This is a genomic window from Pseudomonas gingeri (assembly GCF_013385425.1).
GTDB lineage: Bacteria > Pseudomonadota > Gammaproteobacteria > Pseudomonadales > Pseudomonadaceae > Aquipseudomonas > Aquipseudomonas gingeri_D.
In genome coordinates, this window is the sequence record NZ_JACAQA010000019.1 from 21,058 (window position 1) to 34,984 (window position 13,927).

At 62.4% G+C, this 13,927-nt stretch carries 14 protein-coding genes; 7 read left to right on the forward strand and 7 right to left on the reverse strand.

Annotated elements, in window-relative coordinates; all coding sequences use genetic code 11:
* Positions 1-89: 89 nt before the first annotated feature.
* On the reverse strand, positions 90-1,712 hold the full coding sequence (locus HX830_RS22070; RefSeq protein WP_177102650.1) for a methyl-accepting chemotaxis protein: 1,623 nt from the start codon (positions 1,710-1,712) through the stop codon (positions 90-92).
* 313 nt (positions 1,713-2,025) lie between these two features.
* On the opposite strand from HX830_RS22070, the gene HX830_RS22075 reads away from it, so the two are divergent.
* Positions 2,026-3,048 carry a transporter gene (locus HX830_RS22075; RefSeq protein WP_103498832.1) on the forward strand — a complete coding sequence of 341 codons (1,023 nt, stop codon included), beginning with the start codon at positions 2,026-2,028 and terminating at the stop codon, positions 3,046-3,048.
* A 71-nt stretch (positions 3,049-3,119) separates the two neighbouring features.
* Positions 3,120-4,733: an inorganic phosphate transporter gene (locus HX830_RS22080; RefSeq protein WP_103498833.1), complete on the forward strand. Its 1,614-nt coding sequence runs from the start codon at positions 3,120-3,122 to the stop codon at positions 4,731-4,733.
* Between the two features lie 64 nt (positions 4,734-4,797).
* On the opposite strand, the gene HX830_RS22085 is transcribed toward HX830_RS22080, so the two are convergent.
* On the reverse strand, positions 4,798-5,664 hold the full coding sequence (locus HX830_RS22085) for an NmrA family NAD(P)-binding protein (RefSeq protein WP_177102652.1): 867 nt from the start codon (positions 5,662-5,664) through the stop codon (positions 4,798-4,800).
* A gap of 111 nt (positions 5,665-5,775) precedes the next feature.
* Here HX830_RS22085 and HX830_RS22090 point away from each other — a divergent pair, with 111 nt between their 5' ends.
* Entirely contained in the window at positions 5,776-6,684 is a 909-nt protein-coding gene (locus HX830_RS22090) for a LysR family transcriptional regulator (RefSeq protein WP_103498835.1), read from the forward strand.
* Positions 6,685-6,768: 84 nt separating this feature from the next.
* Here HX830_RS22090 and HX830_RS22095 read toward each other — a convergent pair whose 3' ends face one another.
* Positions 6,769-7,200 carry a multidrug/biocide efflux PACE transporter gene (locus tag HX830_RS22095; RefSeq protein WP_177102654.1) on the reverse strand — a complete coding sequence of 144 codons (432 nt, stop codon included), beginning with the start codon at positions 7,198-7,200 and terminating at the stop codon, positions 6,769-6,771.
* 91 nt (positions 7,201-7,291) lie between these two features.
* Here HX830_RS22095 and HX830_RS22100 point away from each other — a divergent pair, with 91 nt between their 5' ends.
* Positions 7,292-8,146 carry a LysR family transcriptional regulator gene (locus tag HX830_RS22100; RefSeq protein ID WP_152741265.1) on the forward strand — a complete coding sequence of 285 codons (855 nt, stop codon included), beginning with the start codon at positions 7,292-7,294 and terminating at the stop codon, positions 8,144-8,146.
* A gap of 68 nt (positions 8,147-8,214) precedes the next feature.
* On the opposite strand, the gene HX830_RS22105 is transcribed toward HX830_RS22100, so the two are convergent.
* The 3 genes from HX830_RS22105 to HX830_RS22115 are packed head-to-tail and all read right to left on the reverse strand — an operon-like array spanning position 8,215 to position 10,356.
* A complete protein-coding gene (locus HX830_RS22105; RefSeq protein ID WP_177102656.1) occupies positions 8,215-9,483 on the reverse strand; it encodes an RNA polymerase sigma factor in 1,269 nt (422 codons plus the stop codon).
* Positions 9,480-9,971: an SRPBCC family protein gene (locus HX830_RS22110; RefSeq protein WP_177102658.1), complete on the reverse strand. Its 492-nt coding sequence runs from the start codon at positions 9,969-9,971 to the stop codon at positions 9,480-9,482. The genes HX830_RS22105 and HX830_RS22110 overlap by 4 nt, the downstream gene beginning before the upstream one ends.
* Before the next feature lie 40 nt (positions 9,972-10,011).
* Positions 10,012-10,356 carry a YciI family protein gene (locus HX830_RS22115; RefSeq protein ID WP_177102660.1) on the reverse strand — a complete coding sequence of 115 codons (345 nt, stop codon included), beginning with the start codon at positions 10,354-10,356 and terminating at the stop codon, positions 10,012-10,014.
* Between the two features lie 202 nt (positions 10,357-10,558).
* On the opposite strand from HX830_RS22115, the gene HX830_RS22120 reads away from it, so the two are divergent.
* The 3 genes from HX830_RS22120 to HX830_RS22130 all read left to right on the forward strand — a co-directional run bounded on the left by HX830_RS22120 (position 10,559) and on the right by HX830_RS22130 (position 12,937).
* The gene (locus HX830_RS22120) at positions 10,559-11,044 is read left to right on the forward strand and encodes a GNAT family N-acetyltransferase (RefSeq protein ID WP_103498841.1); all 486 of its coding nucleotides are present in this window, start codon (positions 10,559-10,561) and stop codon (positions 11,042-11,044) included.
* A 14-nt stretch (positions 11,045-11,058) separates the two neighbouring features.
* Complete coding sequence (locus tag HX830_RS22125) at positions 11,059-11,532, forward strand: GNAT family N-acetyltransferase (protein ID WP_177102662.1); 474 nt, start codon at positions 11,059-11,061, stop codon at positions 11,530-11,532.
* 349 nt (positions 11,533-11,881) lie between these two features.
* Complete coding sequence (locus HX830_RS22130; RefSeq protein ID WP_256350594.1) at positions 11,882-12,937, forward strand: hemolysin; 1,056 nt, start codon at positions 11,882-11,884, stop codon at positions 12,935-12,937.
* 27 nt (positions 12,938-12,964) lie between these two features.
* On the opposite strand, the gene HX830_RS22135 is transcribed toward HX830_RS22130, so the two are convergent.
* Positions 12,965-13,693: an SAM-dependent methyltransferase gene (locus tag HX830_RS22135; RefSeq protein ID WP_177102666.1), complete on the reverse strand. Its 729-nt coding sequence runs from the start codon at positions 13,691-13,693 to the stop codon at positions 12,965-12,967.
* Between the last annotated feature and the right edge of the window lie 234 nt (positions 13,694-13,927).

Sequence of the window (13,927 nt, forward strand, 5' to 3'; positions counted from 1 at the left end):
TCATCGACCGACTTGCGCCCTGTTTGAGATTGATTCTGTATCACACGTGTCAGCGTCTGGATACAAGGCCACGTCCCTGTGGCCGCGAATCAGGCCCCGAGGCGGGCCGTCACGTCATTCAACTGCCCCGACAAGCCGTGCAGGTTCTGACTGGCGGCCTCGGTGCGCTTGACGTTGTCCAGGTTGGTACTGGCGATAGCGGTGATCTCGGTCAGGTTGCGCGAAATATCTTCGGCCACCGAGGTCTGCTCTTCGGCGGCGGTAGCGATCTGACGGTTCATGTCGCGGATCGCTTCCACCGCGGTAGTGATGCGTTCGAGCATGGCCCCGGCCTCGGTCACCTGCTCGACGCTCTCCTCACTGCGGGCCTGCCCGCCTTCGATAGCCTGGGCCGCGTCCACCGCACCGGTCTGGACCGAATGGATGATCTGGTTGATCTCGATGATCGACGCCGCGGTGCGCTGGGCCAGGCTGCGCACCTCATCGGCGACCACGGCAAAGCCACGTCCGGCCTCACCGGCACGGGCGGCCTCGATGGCGGCGTTGAGCGCCAGCAAGTTGGTCTGTTCGGCAATCCCGCGAATCACTTCCAGCACCTTGCCGACCCGTCCACTGTCGGCTTCCAGGCGGCGGATGACCGTGGCGGTGGAGGTGATTTCGCCACGCATACGGGTAATGGTCTCGATGGTCGATTGCATCACCAACTCGCCCTGCTGGGCCGCGCGATCGGCATCATCCGCCGCTGTAGCGGCATCTCCGGCATGGCGGGCGACCTCCTGGGCGGTGGCGGACATTTCGGTCATCGCCGTGGCCACCTGGTCGGTCCGTTCGAATTGTTCGTGGGTGCCGTTGGCCATCAGGCCGGCAATCGACTTCAGTTCGCCGCTGGCGCTGTCCAGGTCCGAGGTGCTGCGCTTGAGATGGCTGAAGGTTTCGGCCAGGAAGTCGCGCAAGGTGTTCGCCGCTACCGCCAGGTGTCCCAGTTCGTCCTGGCGATCGGCGTTCACCCTGTTGTCGAACTTGCCATGGCTCAATTGCGCCACGTAGTCGATCAGGCGACGGATCGGTTCCACCAGATTGCGGTTGATCAGCCACAGGCTCAACAGACCAATCAACAACCCGGAAATCACCAGCACAACAATGCCGACCCAGATCGTCCGCTCGGCCTGGGCACTGATAGCCTGCGACTGCTCATCACCCTGCTGGCGCAACTGCGCGACCAGGTTCTTCATCTGCTCGCTGGCGGCGCGGTCGACGCCCTTGACCGCCTGGTCACCGGCGCTCGCATCGGACCCGGCGGCCAGATAGGCCTCACGACCTTTCAGATAGGCGCTACCCAGCACCTGGTGTGCATCACGCAGTTGCTCGATCTGCGACTTGAGCCGTGCATCCATGCCAGGCTGGTTGATCAGACGACCGAGGATGTCCTGCACATCGCGCTGACGCGCTTCAAACTGCGACCAGTAACGGTTGAGGTCCTCCGGCTGCTTGCCGCGCAGCAGGACATCCTTCCACTCCTGCACCTGGGCTTTGAATTGCACATTGGCCTCGTCGATCAAATGCGAGGTGTGCAAGGGCCCTTCGATCAGGTTCCGATAATCCTGGACGCCATTGGACAGGAGATGAAAACAGGTCAGCGCGATCAGCAACATGGCGATCAGGCTGCCGCTCAGGAGCGAGAGAATTTGAGCTCTCAGGGATTTTTTCAACATCGGGGGAATCTCTGAACAAGGATTAAGCGTCCCCTGTAGGAAACGCAAGGAGTCGAAACATCCTTGTCAGCGACAACCGGGCTCATGGCCACATAGTGCTGTGGGTAACATCACTACCATCGGCGCGCCAGTACGGCGCTTGAATCAAACCGACCACCGGTCAACGGCGCGCATCATACCTGCCGGTCTGTTAAAAAATCTCGAAGCATCTGTTTACACATCACCTGTCACAAAAACATCAAAAAGCCTTGCGAAGATGAAACCCGCGAACCTGTAAAAAAATGTTTCAGGCGTTTCCCTCCAGCGAGCCCCCATGAACCACAGCCTTGACCAAAGTCACCGTGACCCGGATCTGTTCGGCCTGCTTTACGGCTTTCGCTTCCGCACCGGCGAACGGGGCGAGGAAATCGACTCGGCCACCGTGCTGCACTGCCTGCAACAACCGGAAGATCCCGACACCTTTCTCTGGCTGCACCTGAACCTGGCACACGCCGCCTGCGAGCGCTGGATGAAGACCCACCTGTCGTTGCCCGACGAGTTTTTCGAGGCCCTGCACGAAGGCTCGCGCTCGACCCGTATCGAACACGTCGACAACGCCTTGCTGGCGGTGGTCAACGACGTGGTGTTCAACCTCAGCAGCATGGTCTCCTCGGACATCTCCACGCTGTGGGTCTGCGCCCGCAGCAAACTGTTGATCAGCGCGCGCCTGCAACCCCTGCACTCGGTGGACAAGCTGCGCTCCTCGGTCAAGGCCGGCGAACGCTTCCGCTCGCCACTGGAACTGCTGGTGCACCTGCTGCGCGACCAGGGTGAAGTGCTGACCCAGATCGTGCGCAAGACCAGCACCAGCGTCGACCAGATCGAAGACCAGTTGCTGGCCTTGCGCCTGAGCAACAACCGCGCCGAACTCGGTGCCATGCGCCGGATACTGGTACGCCTGCAACGCCTGCTGGCCCTGGAGCCGGGCTCGTTGCTGCGGCTGCTCAACCGTCCGCCGCAATGGTTGCAGAAGGAAGACGTCAAGGAACTGCGCAAATCCACCGAGGAGTTCTCGCTGATCCTCAGCGATCTGGAAGCCCTCGGCGAACGGATCAAGCTGTTGCAGGAAGAGATCGCCGCCAGCCTCAACGAACAGAGCAACCGCACCCTCTTCACCCTGACCGTGGTGACCGTCCTGGCACTGCCGATCAATATCATTGCCGGCTTCTTCGGCATGAACGTCGGCGGCATCCCACTGGCGGGCGACCCGGAAGGTTTCTGGATCCTGGTGGCGTTGGTCGTGACCTTCACCTTGCTGGCCGGGCGCTGGGCGTTTCGCAAACGTCAGGATTACTGATCTGGCGCAGTCAGCCTGTAACATTCAGCAACGAATATGACTGGCATCCGTTCTCAAAAAGGATTCCCGGTATGGCCATCCCTTCATCGACTGCTGCCTCGTCCGCCCAGGGCGAAGGCAACCCCCTGCTCGAAAGCAAACCCCGCGTCTTCACCGCGGTGATCTTTTTCGCGGTACTGGCCATGGGGTTGCTGTTCACCGCCTACAGCCTGATGCATGACATGCATGACTTCGGCACCGTGGTCACCACCTGGACACCGTTCCTGCTACTCGGCGTGGCGCTGCTGATCGCCCTCGGCTTCGAGTTCGTCAACGGTTTCCACGACACCGCCAACGCCGTGGCCACCGTGATCTACACCAACTCCCTGCCGGCGCATTTCGCGGTGGTCTGGTCTGGCTGCTTCAACTTCCTCGGCGTGCTGCTCTCCAGCGGCGCGGTGGCGTTCGGCATCATCGCCCTGCTGCCGGTGGAACTGATCCTGCAAGTCGGCTCCTCGGCCGGTTTCGCGATGATCTTCGCCCTGCTGATCGCCGCCATCCTGTGGAACCTCGGCACCTGGTGGCTGGGCCTGCCGGCCTCTTCGTCCCACACCCTGATCGGCTCGATCATCGGTGTCGGCGTGGCCAATGCCCTGATGCACGGACGCGACGGCACCAGCGGTGTCGACTGGAGCCAGGCAACCAAGATCGGTTATGCCCTGCTGGTGTCGCCACTGGTGGGGTTCTTCTTCGCCGCGCTGTTGCTGCTGGTCCTGCGCCTGTTGGTGAAGAACCGTGAACTGTACAAGGCGCCCAAAGGCAATTCGCCGCCACCGTGGTGGATTCGTGGCCTGCTGATCCTGACCTGCACCGGTGTGTCTTTCGCCCACGGCTCCAACGACGGGCAAAAAGGCATGGGCCTGATCATGCTGATCCTGGTCGGCACCCTGCCGATGGCCTACGCGCTGAACCGCACCATGCCGGCCGACCAGGCGCTGCAGTTCGCCGCCGTCGCCGAAGTCACCCAACAAGCACTGGTGCGCAACGCGCCGCAACCGGCCCCCGCCGACCCGCGCCAAATACTCTCGGACTACGTGCGAAGCAAAAAAATGACGCCGGAGGTGGTCCCGTCACTGGCGGCCCTGGCCGGCAATATCGGTACCGAGGTCAAGGGTTACGGCTCGCTGGCCAAGGTCCCGGCCGAAGCCATGGGCAACGTGCGCAACGACATGTACCTGAGCAGCGAAACCATCCGCCTGATGGACAAGGACAAGGTCGGCAATTTCGACGCTGATACCCAGGGCAAGGTGCAGTTGTTCAAACAGCAGATCGACGGCGCCACCCGCTTCATTCCGCTGTGGGTGAAGATTGTCGTGGCCATCGCCCTGGGCCTGGGCACCATGGTTGGCTGGAAGCGCATCGTGGTCACCGTCGGCGAGAAGATCGGCAAGACCCACATGACCTACGCCCAGGGCGCCTCGGCGGAAATGGTCGCGATGCTGACCATCGGTGCGGCGGACATCTACGGTTTGCCGGTATCGACCACCCACGTCTTGTCCTCGGGCGTGGCCGGGACCATGGTCGCCAATGGCGGCGGCTTGCAGATGCGCACCATCCGCAACCTGATGATGGCCTGGGTCCTGACCCTGCCGGCGGCGATCCTGTTGTCGGGCAGCCTGTACTGGTTGTTCACGCAGATTTTCTAAGCCACACCGCCTCAATGGCACAACACAAAACCCGTGGGAGCCGGCTTGCCGGCGATGGGGCCCGTCAACCGGACACGCCACTGCGGATCAACAAATCCTTCAGCACGCTGCGCAACGGCACCTCGCCCTTGCGCGGCGTTCCGGCGAACTCGATCCAGCCTTCGTTGAAACCGTCGATCATCTGCATGCGCGGCAGCGGGTTATTCATCCCCTGGGAGGTGAACAAATCCTCCCAGGTATCACGTGCCACCACTTCCATGCGCACCGGCTTGCCCAGCCACTCGGCAAAACCGCCGGCAATCTGCTCGGGCGTCACTCGCTCCGGTCCTTCCAGTTCAACCACCCGCTTGCCACTCCAGGATTCCTGCACCAACTGCGCGGCCAGGCGTCCGACATCCGCCGTGGCGATCATCGGCACCGGCTTGTCCAGCGGTTGCAGAAAGCTGGGGATCACTCCCGTTTCCACCGCCGCCGCCACATCCCACAGGGCATTCTCCATAAACCAGCCCGGACGCAGGAAGGTGACCGGCAGATCCAGCGTGCTCAAGCCCTGTTCCAACAACTGCAACTGGTTCAGCAGATTCGGCTGGGTCGCCTGGGCACCGATGGTCGACAAACACACCACCTTCGCCGGCCGCGCCTGTTCCAGCGCCGCGCGCAGGGTTTCCACCACTTGGCGGGCTTCAGGAAAGCCCGGCGTCGGATCGAAGTTCGACGGCATCATGATAAACACCCCCTCGACACCGCTGAACGCCTGCGCCAGTGCCTGCCCGTCATCCACATCGGCCAGGGCCACCTGGCAGCCTTGTCCGGCCCACGGCGCACCTTTCTCGGCGCTGCGCACCACGGCGCGTACCGATTGCCCGGCGCTGAGCAGCGTACGGGCGACGGCACCGCCCACTTGTCCGGTAATACCCATGACTGCGTACATGCAAGTTCCTCCAGGAAGCGGCGACCTCTGTCGCGATGGAGGAATTCTCCGCCGCGTATCGAGATTCTCCGATAGCATGGATGTCATTGAATAACTGACTGGTAATCAGCAATGAGTTTCGACTCCAACCTGGCCAGCGGCCTTGGCGTACTCAACGCGGTGGTGGACGGCGGCAGCTTCGTCAAGGCCGCCGAAGCCCTCGACATGACCGCCTCCGGCGTCAGCCGGGCCATCGCCCGGCTGGAGAAACGCCTGGGCATCCGGCTGTTCGACCGCACCACCCGTTCGGTGAAGCTGACCGACGAAGGCCGTCGCTTGTACGAGGAAGTCACCCCGTTGCTGGCCGGTCTCGAAGAAGCGGCCCATGCCGCCAGCGGTAGCGCCAGCCAGGTACGCGGGCGGTTGCGGGTCAATATCGATCCGTACTTTTCCCGCCTGATCCTCGGCCCCGCCCTGGGCGAGTTCATGAGCCGCCATCCGCTGTTGCACCTGGAGCTCTATACCCGCGACCAACTGGGCGACGTGGTGGCCGATGGTTTCGACCTGGCCGTACGCTTCGGCCACCCGGCCAATTCTTCCCTGGTGGCACGCAAGCTGCTGGACGTACGGGTACTGACCTGCGCGGCGCCGGCCTACCTGAAACGCCACGGGCGACCGCTGACACCGCTGGACATGGAGGATGAACGGCATGTCTGCGTGTCCTTCCGCGACCCGGAAACCGGGCGGCCCTTCCCCTGGGAGTTTCACCGTGCCGGCCGGCGGGTGGATGTGCGCAATAACGCGCGACTGGTACTCAACGATGTCGGCACCCTGCACAGCCTGTGTGAAAGCGGCCATGCCATCGCCCAGGTGCTTGACCTGGGGGTACGTCCGGCCTTGGACGCGGGTAGGCTGGTGGAGCTGTTTCCCGATTGGCCGGACGAGCGCTTTCCGCTGTATGCCCTTTATCCGTCCCGGCATCTGCCGCCGGCCAAGGTCAGGGCGTTTCTGGATTTTATTATTGGGTTGAGTGCTGCTTGATGCGGTTGGGGGGTAAAGAGCTCGAGGCAATGTGCATGGCCGCCTTCGGCGGTTCGCGAGCAATCGAGCGTCGACCGGCTGCTCCTACAAGGTTGTGCGTGGCAGCAGACGTTCGCGTATGCCGTCATAGGCCCAGTGATACAGGTAGGTATAGGGCAGGAAGAACAGCAGCACGCCGATATCCAGCAGCAGCGCCGTCAACAGGCTGAGGTCCAGCCACCAGGCCACCAGCGGCACGCTCACCGCCACCAGGCCGCCTTCGAACAGCAAGGCATGGAGCAGGCGCGTCCAGACGTTCTGCTCCAGGGCAAAGCGCTCGCGCATCCGGTCGAACATCCCATTGAACAGGACGTTCCAACCCAGGGCGATAAAACAGTTGGCGACCGTCACCACGCCCATCTCCAACAGCGGTTTGTTCATCACCCAGGCAAACAGCGGCGTACACAGCAGCACCGCGAAGACCTCGAAGCCGATGGCTTGCAAAACACGTTCGGTAAAAGACTTGCCGGGGGTCATGATGGACGCCTCCATTGATATCCGAGGGTTGTCATTATCGCCACCCGGACAGATACTAAAAGTCGATTACCATCGACAAAAGCGATAGTTCATGGCCTCCAACGAAATGCTCCAGGCCTTTGTCCAGGCCGCGACCTTGGGCTCCTTCTCCGCGGCGGCGCGCAAGCTGGGCAAGAGCCAGTCGACCATCAGTGCCGCAGTCGCGAGCCTGGAAATCGACCTCGGCCTGGAACTGTTCGACCGCAGTACCCGCAAGCCCGGCCTGACCGCGGCCGGCCATGTCATGCTGCAAAAGGCCGAGGATATCCTTGCGGCCAACAACCGCCTGGAGATGAGCGCGCGCCAATTGGCCGGCGGTCTGGAAGCGAAACTGACGGTGGTGATTTCCGACACCTACCAGTCCAACCGTTTCGAGGCCACCCTGAGCGACTTCGAAGCCCGCTACCCGGACCTCGAGCTGGAGTGCCTGATCGCCGAGTGCGACGACCTGGTGGAGTTGGTCCGCCAAGGCCGGGCCCAGGTGGCGTTTGCCGAACGGCAGGACAGCTACCCGCCGGACCTGGGCAGTGCCACCGTGGATGAACGCACCGAATTTGCCGTGTTCGTCCATCGCGGGCATCCCTTGGCACAACAGGTCAAGGTCGATCAAGCCAGCCTGCAGCAGCACCGTGAACTGCGCCTGGCGAGCATCGTCAATCCTTACGAAAGTCGTGCCCAGGGCCGCTTCTGGTCGGCGTCGAGTTACCTGATGCTGCTGGAAATGGCCCAGCGCGGGTTCGGCTGGGCACCGCTGCCACGCTGGCTGGTGGAGCGCTTCGACAATGCTTCGCTAGTGGAACTGCCGCTGCGCGGCTGGCCAAGGCCGGTGGCGGTGGATGCGCTCTGGTCACGCCTGCATCCGCCAGGGCCGGCGGGCAGTTGGTTACTGGCTAGAATGCTGGAGTAATGGCCTCTTGTGGGAGCTGGCTTGCCAGCGATTACGATGCCACATTCACCGCTACTCTCGACCGACGCCTACAAATTTCCAGGCCCACGCTCGGCGCCTTTCAACGCCTCCAACCGACGCTCGATAAAACGCCGCTCCGGCGCCTGCTGCGTCAATTCCAACGCGCGCTGGTAGGCCTCCCGTGCCTGCTCAACCCGCCCCAACCGCCGACAGAAATCCGCCCGCGCCGAATGCGCCAGGTGATAGTCCAGCAAGTCGCCGCGCCCGAGGATGCCCTCCACCAGTTCCAGTCCCGCCAATGGCCCGTCGCGCATGGCCACCGCTACCGCCCGATTGAGCTCTATCACCGCCGAAGGCACGGCCCGCAGCAACAGGTCATAGAGCCCGACGATCTGCCGCCAGTCAGTGTCCTCGGCCGTCGCCGACTCGGCATGCACGGCCGCGATCGCGGCCTGCAAACCATAGGGCCCGAAACGTCCGGTACCCAGCGCGCGTTCCACCAACCCACAGCCTTCGGCAATCAGCGTCGCGTTCCAGCACGAACGATCCTGGGCATCGAGCAGCACCAGTTCCCCGCTCTCGGAGACCCGCGCCTGACGCCGCGACTCATGCAACAACATCAACGCCAGCAACCCCATGACCTCGGGATCGGGCAGCAACTCCAGCAACAGGCGCCCAAGGCGAATGGCCTCCGCCGTCAGTTCGTCGCGGGTCAGGCTGGCACCGAGGGAAGCGGAATATCCCTCGTTGAACACCAGGTAAATAACCCGCAACACACTGTCCAACCGCGCGGGCAACTCCGCCAGGGAAGGCACCTGATAAGGAATCTTCGCATCGCGAATCTTGGTCTTCGCTCGCACAATGCGCTGGGCGATGGTCGAGGGGCTCGAGAGAAAGGCCCGGGCGATTTCTTCGGTGGTCAGGTCGCAGACCTCGCGCAATGTCAGCGGCACCTGGGCATCCGCCGACAACGCCGGGTGACAGCAGGTAAAGATCAGCCGCAGGCGATCGTCCTCGACATCCTCGTCATTCCATTCACTCTGCTCCAGCGCTTCGGCCTGGGCGATCAACTGCCCCTGGGATGCGGCAAAACGCGCCCGGCGGCGCAATACATCGATGGCCTTGAAACGCCCGGTGGAAACCAGCCAGGCCCGGGGATTGGCCGGCACGCCATCGCGCTGCCAGCGTTCGATGGCGATAAAGAAGGCTTCGTGCAAGGCCTCCTCCGCCAGATCGAAATCCCCCAGCAAGCGAATCAGGGTCGCCAGGATCCGCCGTGATTCCTGGCGATACACCGCCTCGACCTGCTGCTTGACGCTCTCGGCTTCGAGGGTCAATCCAGCAGCCCCTGGCGGACCAACAGGGCCAATCGATCCAGGCTTTCACCCCAGCCCCGATAAAACCCCATCTGTTCGTGGGCCGCTTTTTCCTCCGCCGACCAGTGCATCGCCCGGGCGGTATACAAGGTATGACCATCGGCCTCTTCGAGGGTGATTCGCGCCGTCATGAAGGGTTTGCCCGAGGGCGTCCAGTCGGGGGTAAAGGCGTCGGTGAAGACGATCCGCTCCGGTGCGGCGATCTCCAGGAACACACCCTGATAAGGGTACTCGACACCCTCCGCCGTACGCATCAGCGTGCGAAACGAACCGCCAACCCACAGCTGCATTTCGCAGACCGGCATGGTCATGCCATGGGGGCCCCACCATTGACTCAGCAGACGGGGTTCGGTCCAGGCACGAAAGACCTGGTTGCGTGGCGCCTCGATCAGGCGACTGATGGACAACTCATGTTCAGCTCCCGAAAGGGGCAGCGGTTGACGGTTCATGTTCAGGCTCCTTTTATTCTTATGGTTGCCGTTCGAAAGCTCAGAGATTCAGTTCCCGCACCGGCCGCACTTCCACGCTGCCCACTCGCGCGGCCGGGATATGCCCGGCAATCTGCAAGGCCTCGTTCAGGTCGCGGGCCTCCACCAGATAGAAGCCGGCCAGCTGTTCCTTGGTTTCGGCAAACGGCCCGTCGACGATCGACAGCTTGCCGCCGCGCATGCGCACCGTGGTGGCGGTGCTCACCGGCTCCAGCGGCTCGGCGGCGAGCAGGCGACCACTGGCCCGGATCGACTCGCCGCAGGCCAGGCACTCGGGGTCCTTGGGGCTGTCGGGATGGGAATGCAGCAGTTCCTCATTACTGTAGATCAGGCACAGGTATTTCATGGGATGTCTCCAGGGCGGTCGAACAACTATGGCTGCTGTTCCGCGCTTTGGCGAAAGCGGCTGACGATCAGCAAGTGTACGAATAGTCGCTTGGAAGCAAAGGAAATCGACAGGCGTAAAAACTCGTAGGAAAAATAATATCCAGCCCGCTAAAGCCGATAGAATTCGGCCTCCCCTACTGCCGGAAACAGGATATGCCGCTGTGAGAATTTCCCTTGTCGACTACGTCACGCTGACCCCCGCCCAACGCGAGCAGTTGGCCTTGATCCAGGTCGATGCGGCGCAACGGGAATTTTCCAGCGATATCACCCGGGGCCTGGCGGTGCTGCTGGCCCACACGGGCAATGACGTGAAGGGTTTTGTACTGCTGGCCGATGCGCTGCCGGTGGGTTTCCTGCTGCTCAAGCGGCCCCCGGCATCACCGGCCTGGGCCAGCGGCAATGTCTGCACCCTGCATGGCCTGCAAGTGGATAAAAACTACCAGGGCCAGGGCCTCGGGCGCGCCTGCATGCAAGCCCTGCCGGACGCCGCTCGCGGCGCCTGGCCGGCTACCCGCCAACTGATGCTGATGGTCGACGCAGACAATGACGCCGCCCGCGGGCTCTACCTCAAACAGGGATTTGTCGACAGCGGCGAGACCTTTCACGGGCGGGTCGGTGAAGAACGTCGGCTGACCTTGCCACTCTGAGGCGGGAGATTGTCATGAATGCCCGACTGACCCGCTACGACGACCTGAGCGCCCTGCAACGCGAACAGCTCGCGGACCTCGAAGTCCACCCCGGACAGCTGCAATTTTGCGGTGATATCCAGGCGGCCCTGCACTTCCTGCCACGCGAGCCCCATGACGGCGTGCTCGGTTTTGCCCTGCTCGACCATGACACCCCGGTGGCCTTCCTGTTGCTCAAGCGCCATCCTTTCGTCCCCCATTGGGCCGACGAAAGCAGCGCCACCCTGCATGCCCTGCAGGTCGACAAAAGGCTTCAAGGCCAGGGGTTCGGCGCGGCCTGCCTGCAAGCCCTGCCCGCAGCGGCACGCCAGGCCTGGCCCCAGGTCCGTCAGTTACTGCTGTCGGTAGGAACCGATAACCAGGCGGCGATGAGTCTTTACCTGAAACAGGGTTGGGTGGATACCGGTGAAGCCTATCGCGGCGAACGACGATTGACCCTGACACTTTAAAGTTGCCGGTGGCCATAAGTATGAGATCAGTTGGTCATTTACAGTAAAACTTGATCGCTGGGCAAATTCGCCTTCCAGTTATTAAATCGATGACGTCGCTGCTGCATCAGCCAGCGCATCGCTACTTGATAAGCCGTTATTTAACTCAAGTAGCCATTTAATAAACTGAAAGGACTCAATACCCATGGATGCAAAAAATCGAATCTCGAACAGCGCCCCCAAAACCTCGCCCTCCGCGGCCATCCAACAGCCCGGCAGCGCCGGAAGATTTGATCTGGAATTTGGTGAACACCGCGACGGCCTGGTTATTTTTTCAGAAAGAGGCCCTGGCTTTGTCGGCCCTTCTTTATTGCGGCCCGACGGCCGCCATCGGTTTATCGGCGTACATGAAGACCAGCCAGAAAGTATCACCCAGGCCGACTTCAGCGAAGACGGCCTTTATTATCATGACTTCGCCCAGTCACTCGGAAGTTCCAGCCGAAGACTGATCAAGGCGGTCCTCGACGAAGACGACAAGTTCCTCCTGCTCGGCCACTTCCGCTCCGGTGAACAGGTCTTCTGCGCCCGTATCACTGAAGACGGCATGCCGGACCCCGATTTCGGCGACAACGGTCAGGTTGCCCTGCCTTACACGGCCCCCTGGATCGGCTATGGCCGCCGGCTCACCGTGCAACCCCAGGACGGTTTTATCGTCCTGGCCCTGAGGAACAGCGCCGTGGGCGAGTCGGCACGCGACGTTATCGTGCGTCTCGACCGCAGCGGCAGTTTCGACCCGCGCTTCGGCACCTGCGGCGTGGTCACGGCACCGGAACCGAACATCGCGTTCGAGGCGGTTCAGGTCCAGGCCGATGGCAAGCTGATCGTGGCCGGCCGACGTGGCCGCAAGGCCATGCTGATGCGCTACGGGGCCACCGGCCTGCCGGACAAGACCTTCGGTTGCGCCGGCTATCTGGAGCTGGAGCCGGCCCGCGACGGCCACGCCGCGTTTTTTGATCTCGCCGTGCAACCCGATCAGAAAATCGTCGTCACCGGCTCCGCGGATCTGTCCCACAATATCGCCCTGCTCACCCGTGTCACAGCCGACGGCAAGCTGGACGTCACCTTCAATGCCGGAGTGCCCTGGGAGCTGCCGGAACTGGATATCGCCTTCGCCCTGGCGGTGCAGGAGGACGGGAAAATCGTCAGCGCCGGTCATATCAACAGCGGCAGCCGCTGCTGGTTGATGCGCCACTTGAACAACGGCGAACTGGACCCTGATTTTGGCGACAACGGGATCAGCCGCCTGATCTACATCGGCGATTCCACCAGCTACCTCTCCAACCTGGAGTTGCAGCCAGATGGCAAGATCCTGCTCTCCGGACGCTACGCCACCCATTCGGCGGTGATTCGCTGTTACGGCAACTGAGCACGTAGCGCCTGGGGAAAGGCAAGGTCATGTCGGTGATACGGCGTTCCTCGATGCCACCCAGGCGCCCCAGAACAGGCTGGAAAAAAACCGCGTCGCGGTGCCGAACCCGGCCGTCTCAAGCAAGTGCTGAACCGCCGCCTCCGAGTGTGGCGGATCGGCCCCCTGGAGAATCTTGCCAAGCTTGGCGCGAACAGCGTCAGCACTCGCGCCCTGCTGGCGCCAGCGCTCGCCCCAGGCCGCCAACAACAGCGGCTGGCTGGCATAGGCCTGATGGTTACCCGCCACAATCAACGGAGCTCCCGGTTTGAGCCGGGCGGCAATCGCCTTGAGAATGTCGTGCTTGGCCTGATCGCCGGGCAGGTGATGCAACACACCGATCAGGGTCGCGGCATCATAGGGCGGCTCGTCGGTCAGTTCCTCGACCGTGCCCAGGAATACCCGCGTGCGCGCCAGCAGCCCCTGGGCCTGGAGACTGGCCTGCGCCAACTCAAGCATCGGTGCCGAGGGGTCTACCGCGGTGAACCGCCAAAGCGGCTCAAGCGCCGCCGCCGTCAGGATTTCCTGGGCGGTACCGCCGGCGCCCACCACCAGAATCCTCGCCTCGCCCCCGCTGCCCAGGCTGGCCGCCAGCATGCAGGCGACCAACTCGTGACAGGCGTCATAACCGGCCAGGGCGATACGGCTTTGCTCGGCGTACTCACCGGCACGGGATACATCGAATTTCCGAGCGGAATCCAGAGGTTCGGACGACATGGGCTTTCTCTCTTGGCGGGGAACTTCAGCCCAAGGTAGTCGCCCTGCGAAAATAAAGAAAATTCATGTTTTTAATGCAATGCATTCCTTTCAGGAATACGAAAAACACCAGCGGCTCAGTGGCTATCGCGCCCCCGAACGCCCCTTTGATCAAAAGCCGACGACGGGGTCGAGACAATGCTCAGCGGCATCGGGATAGCGATTTCAACCCAGTTCGTATCCGCCCTATATTGT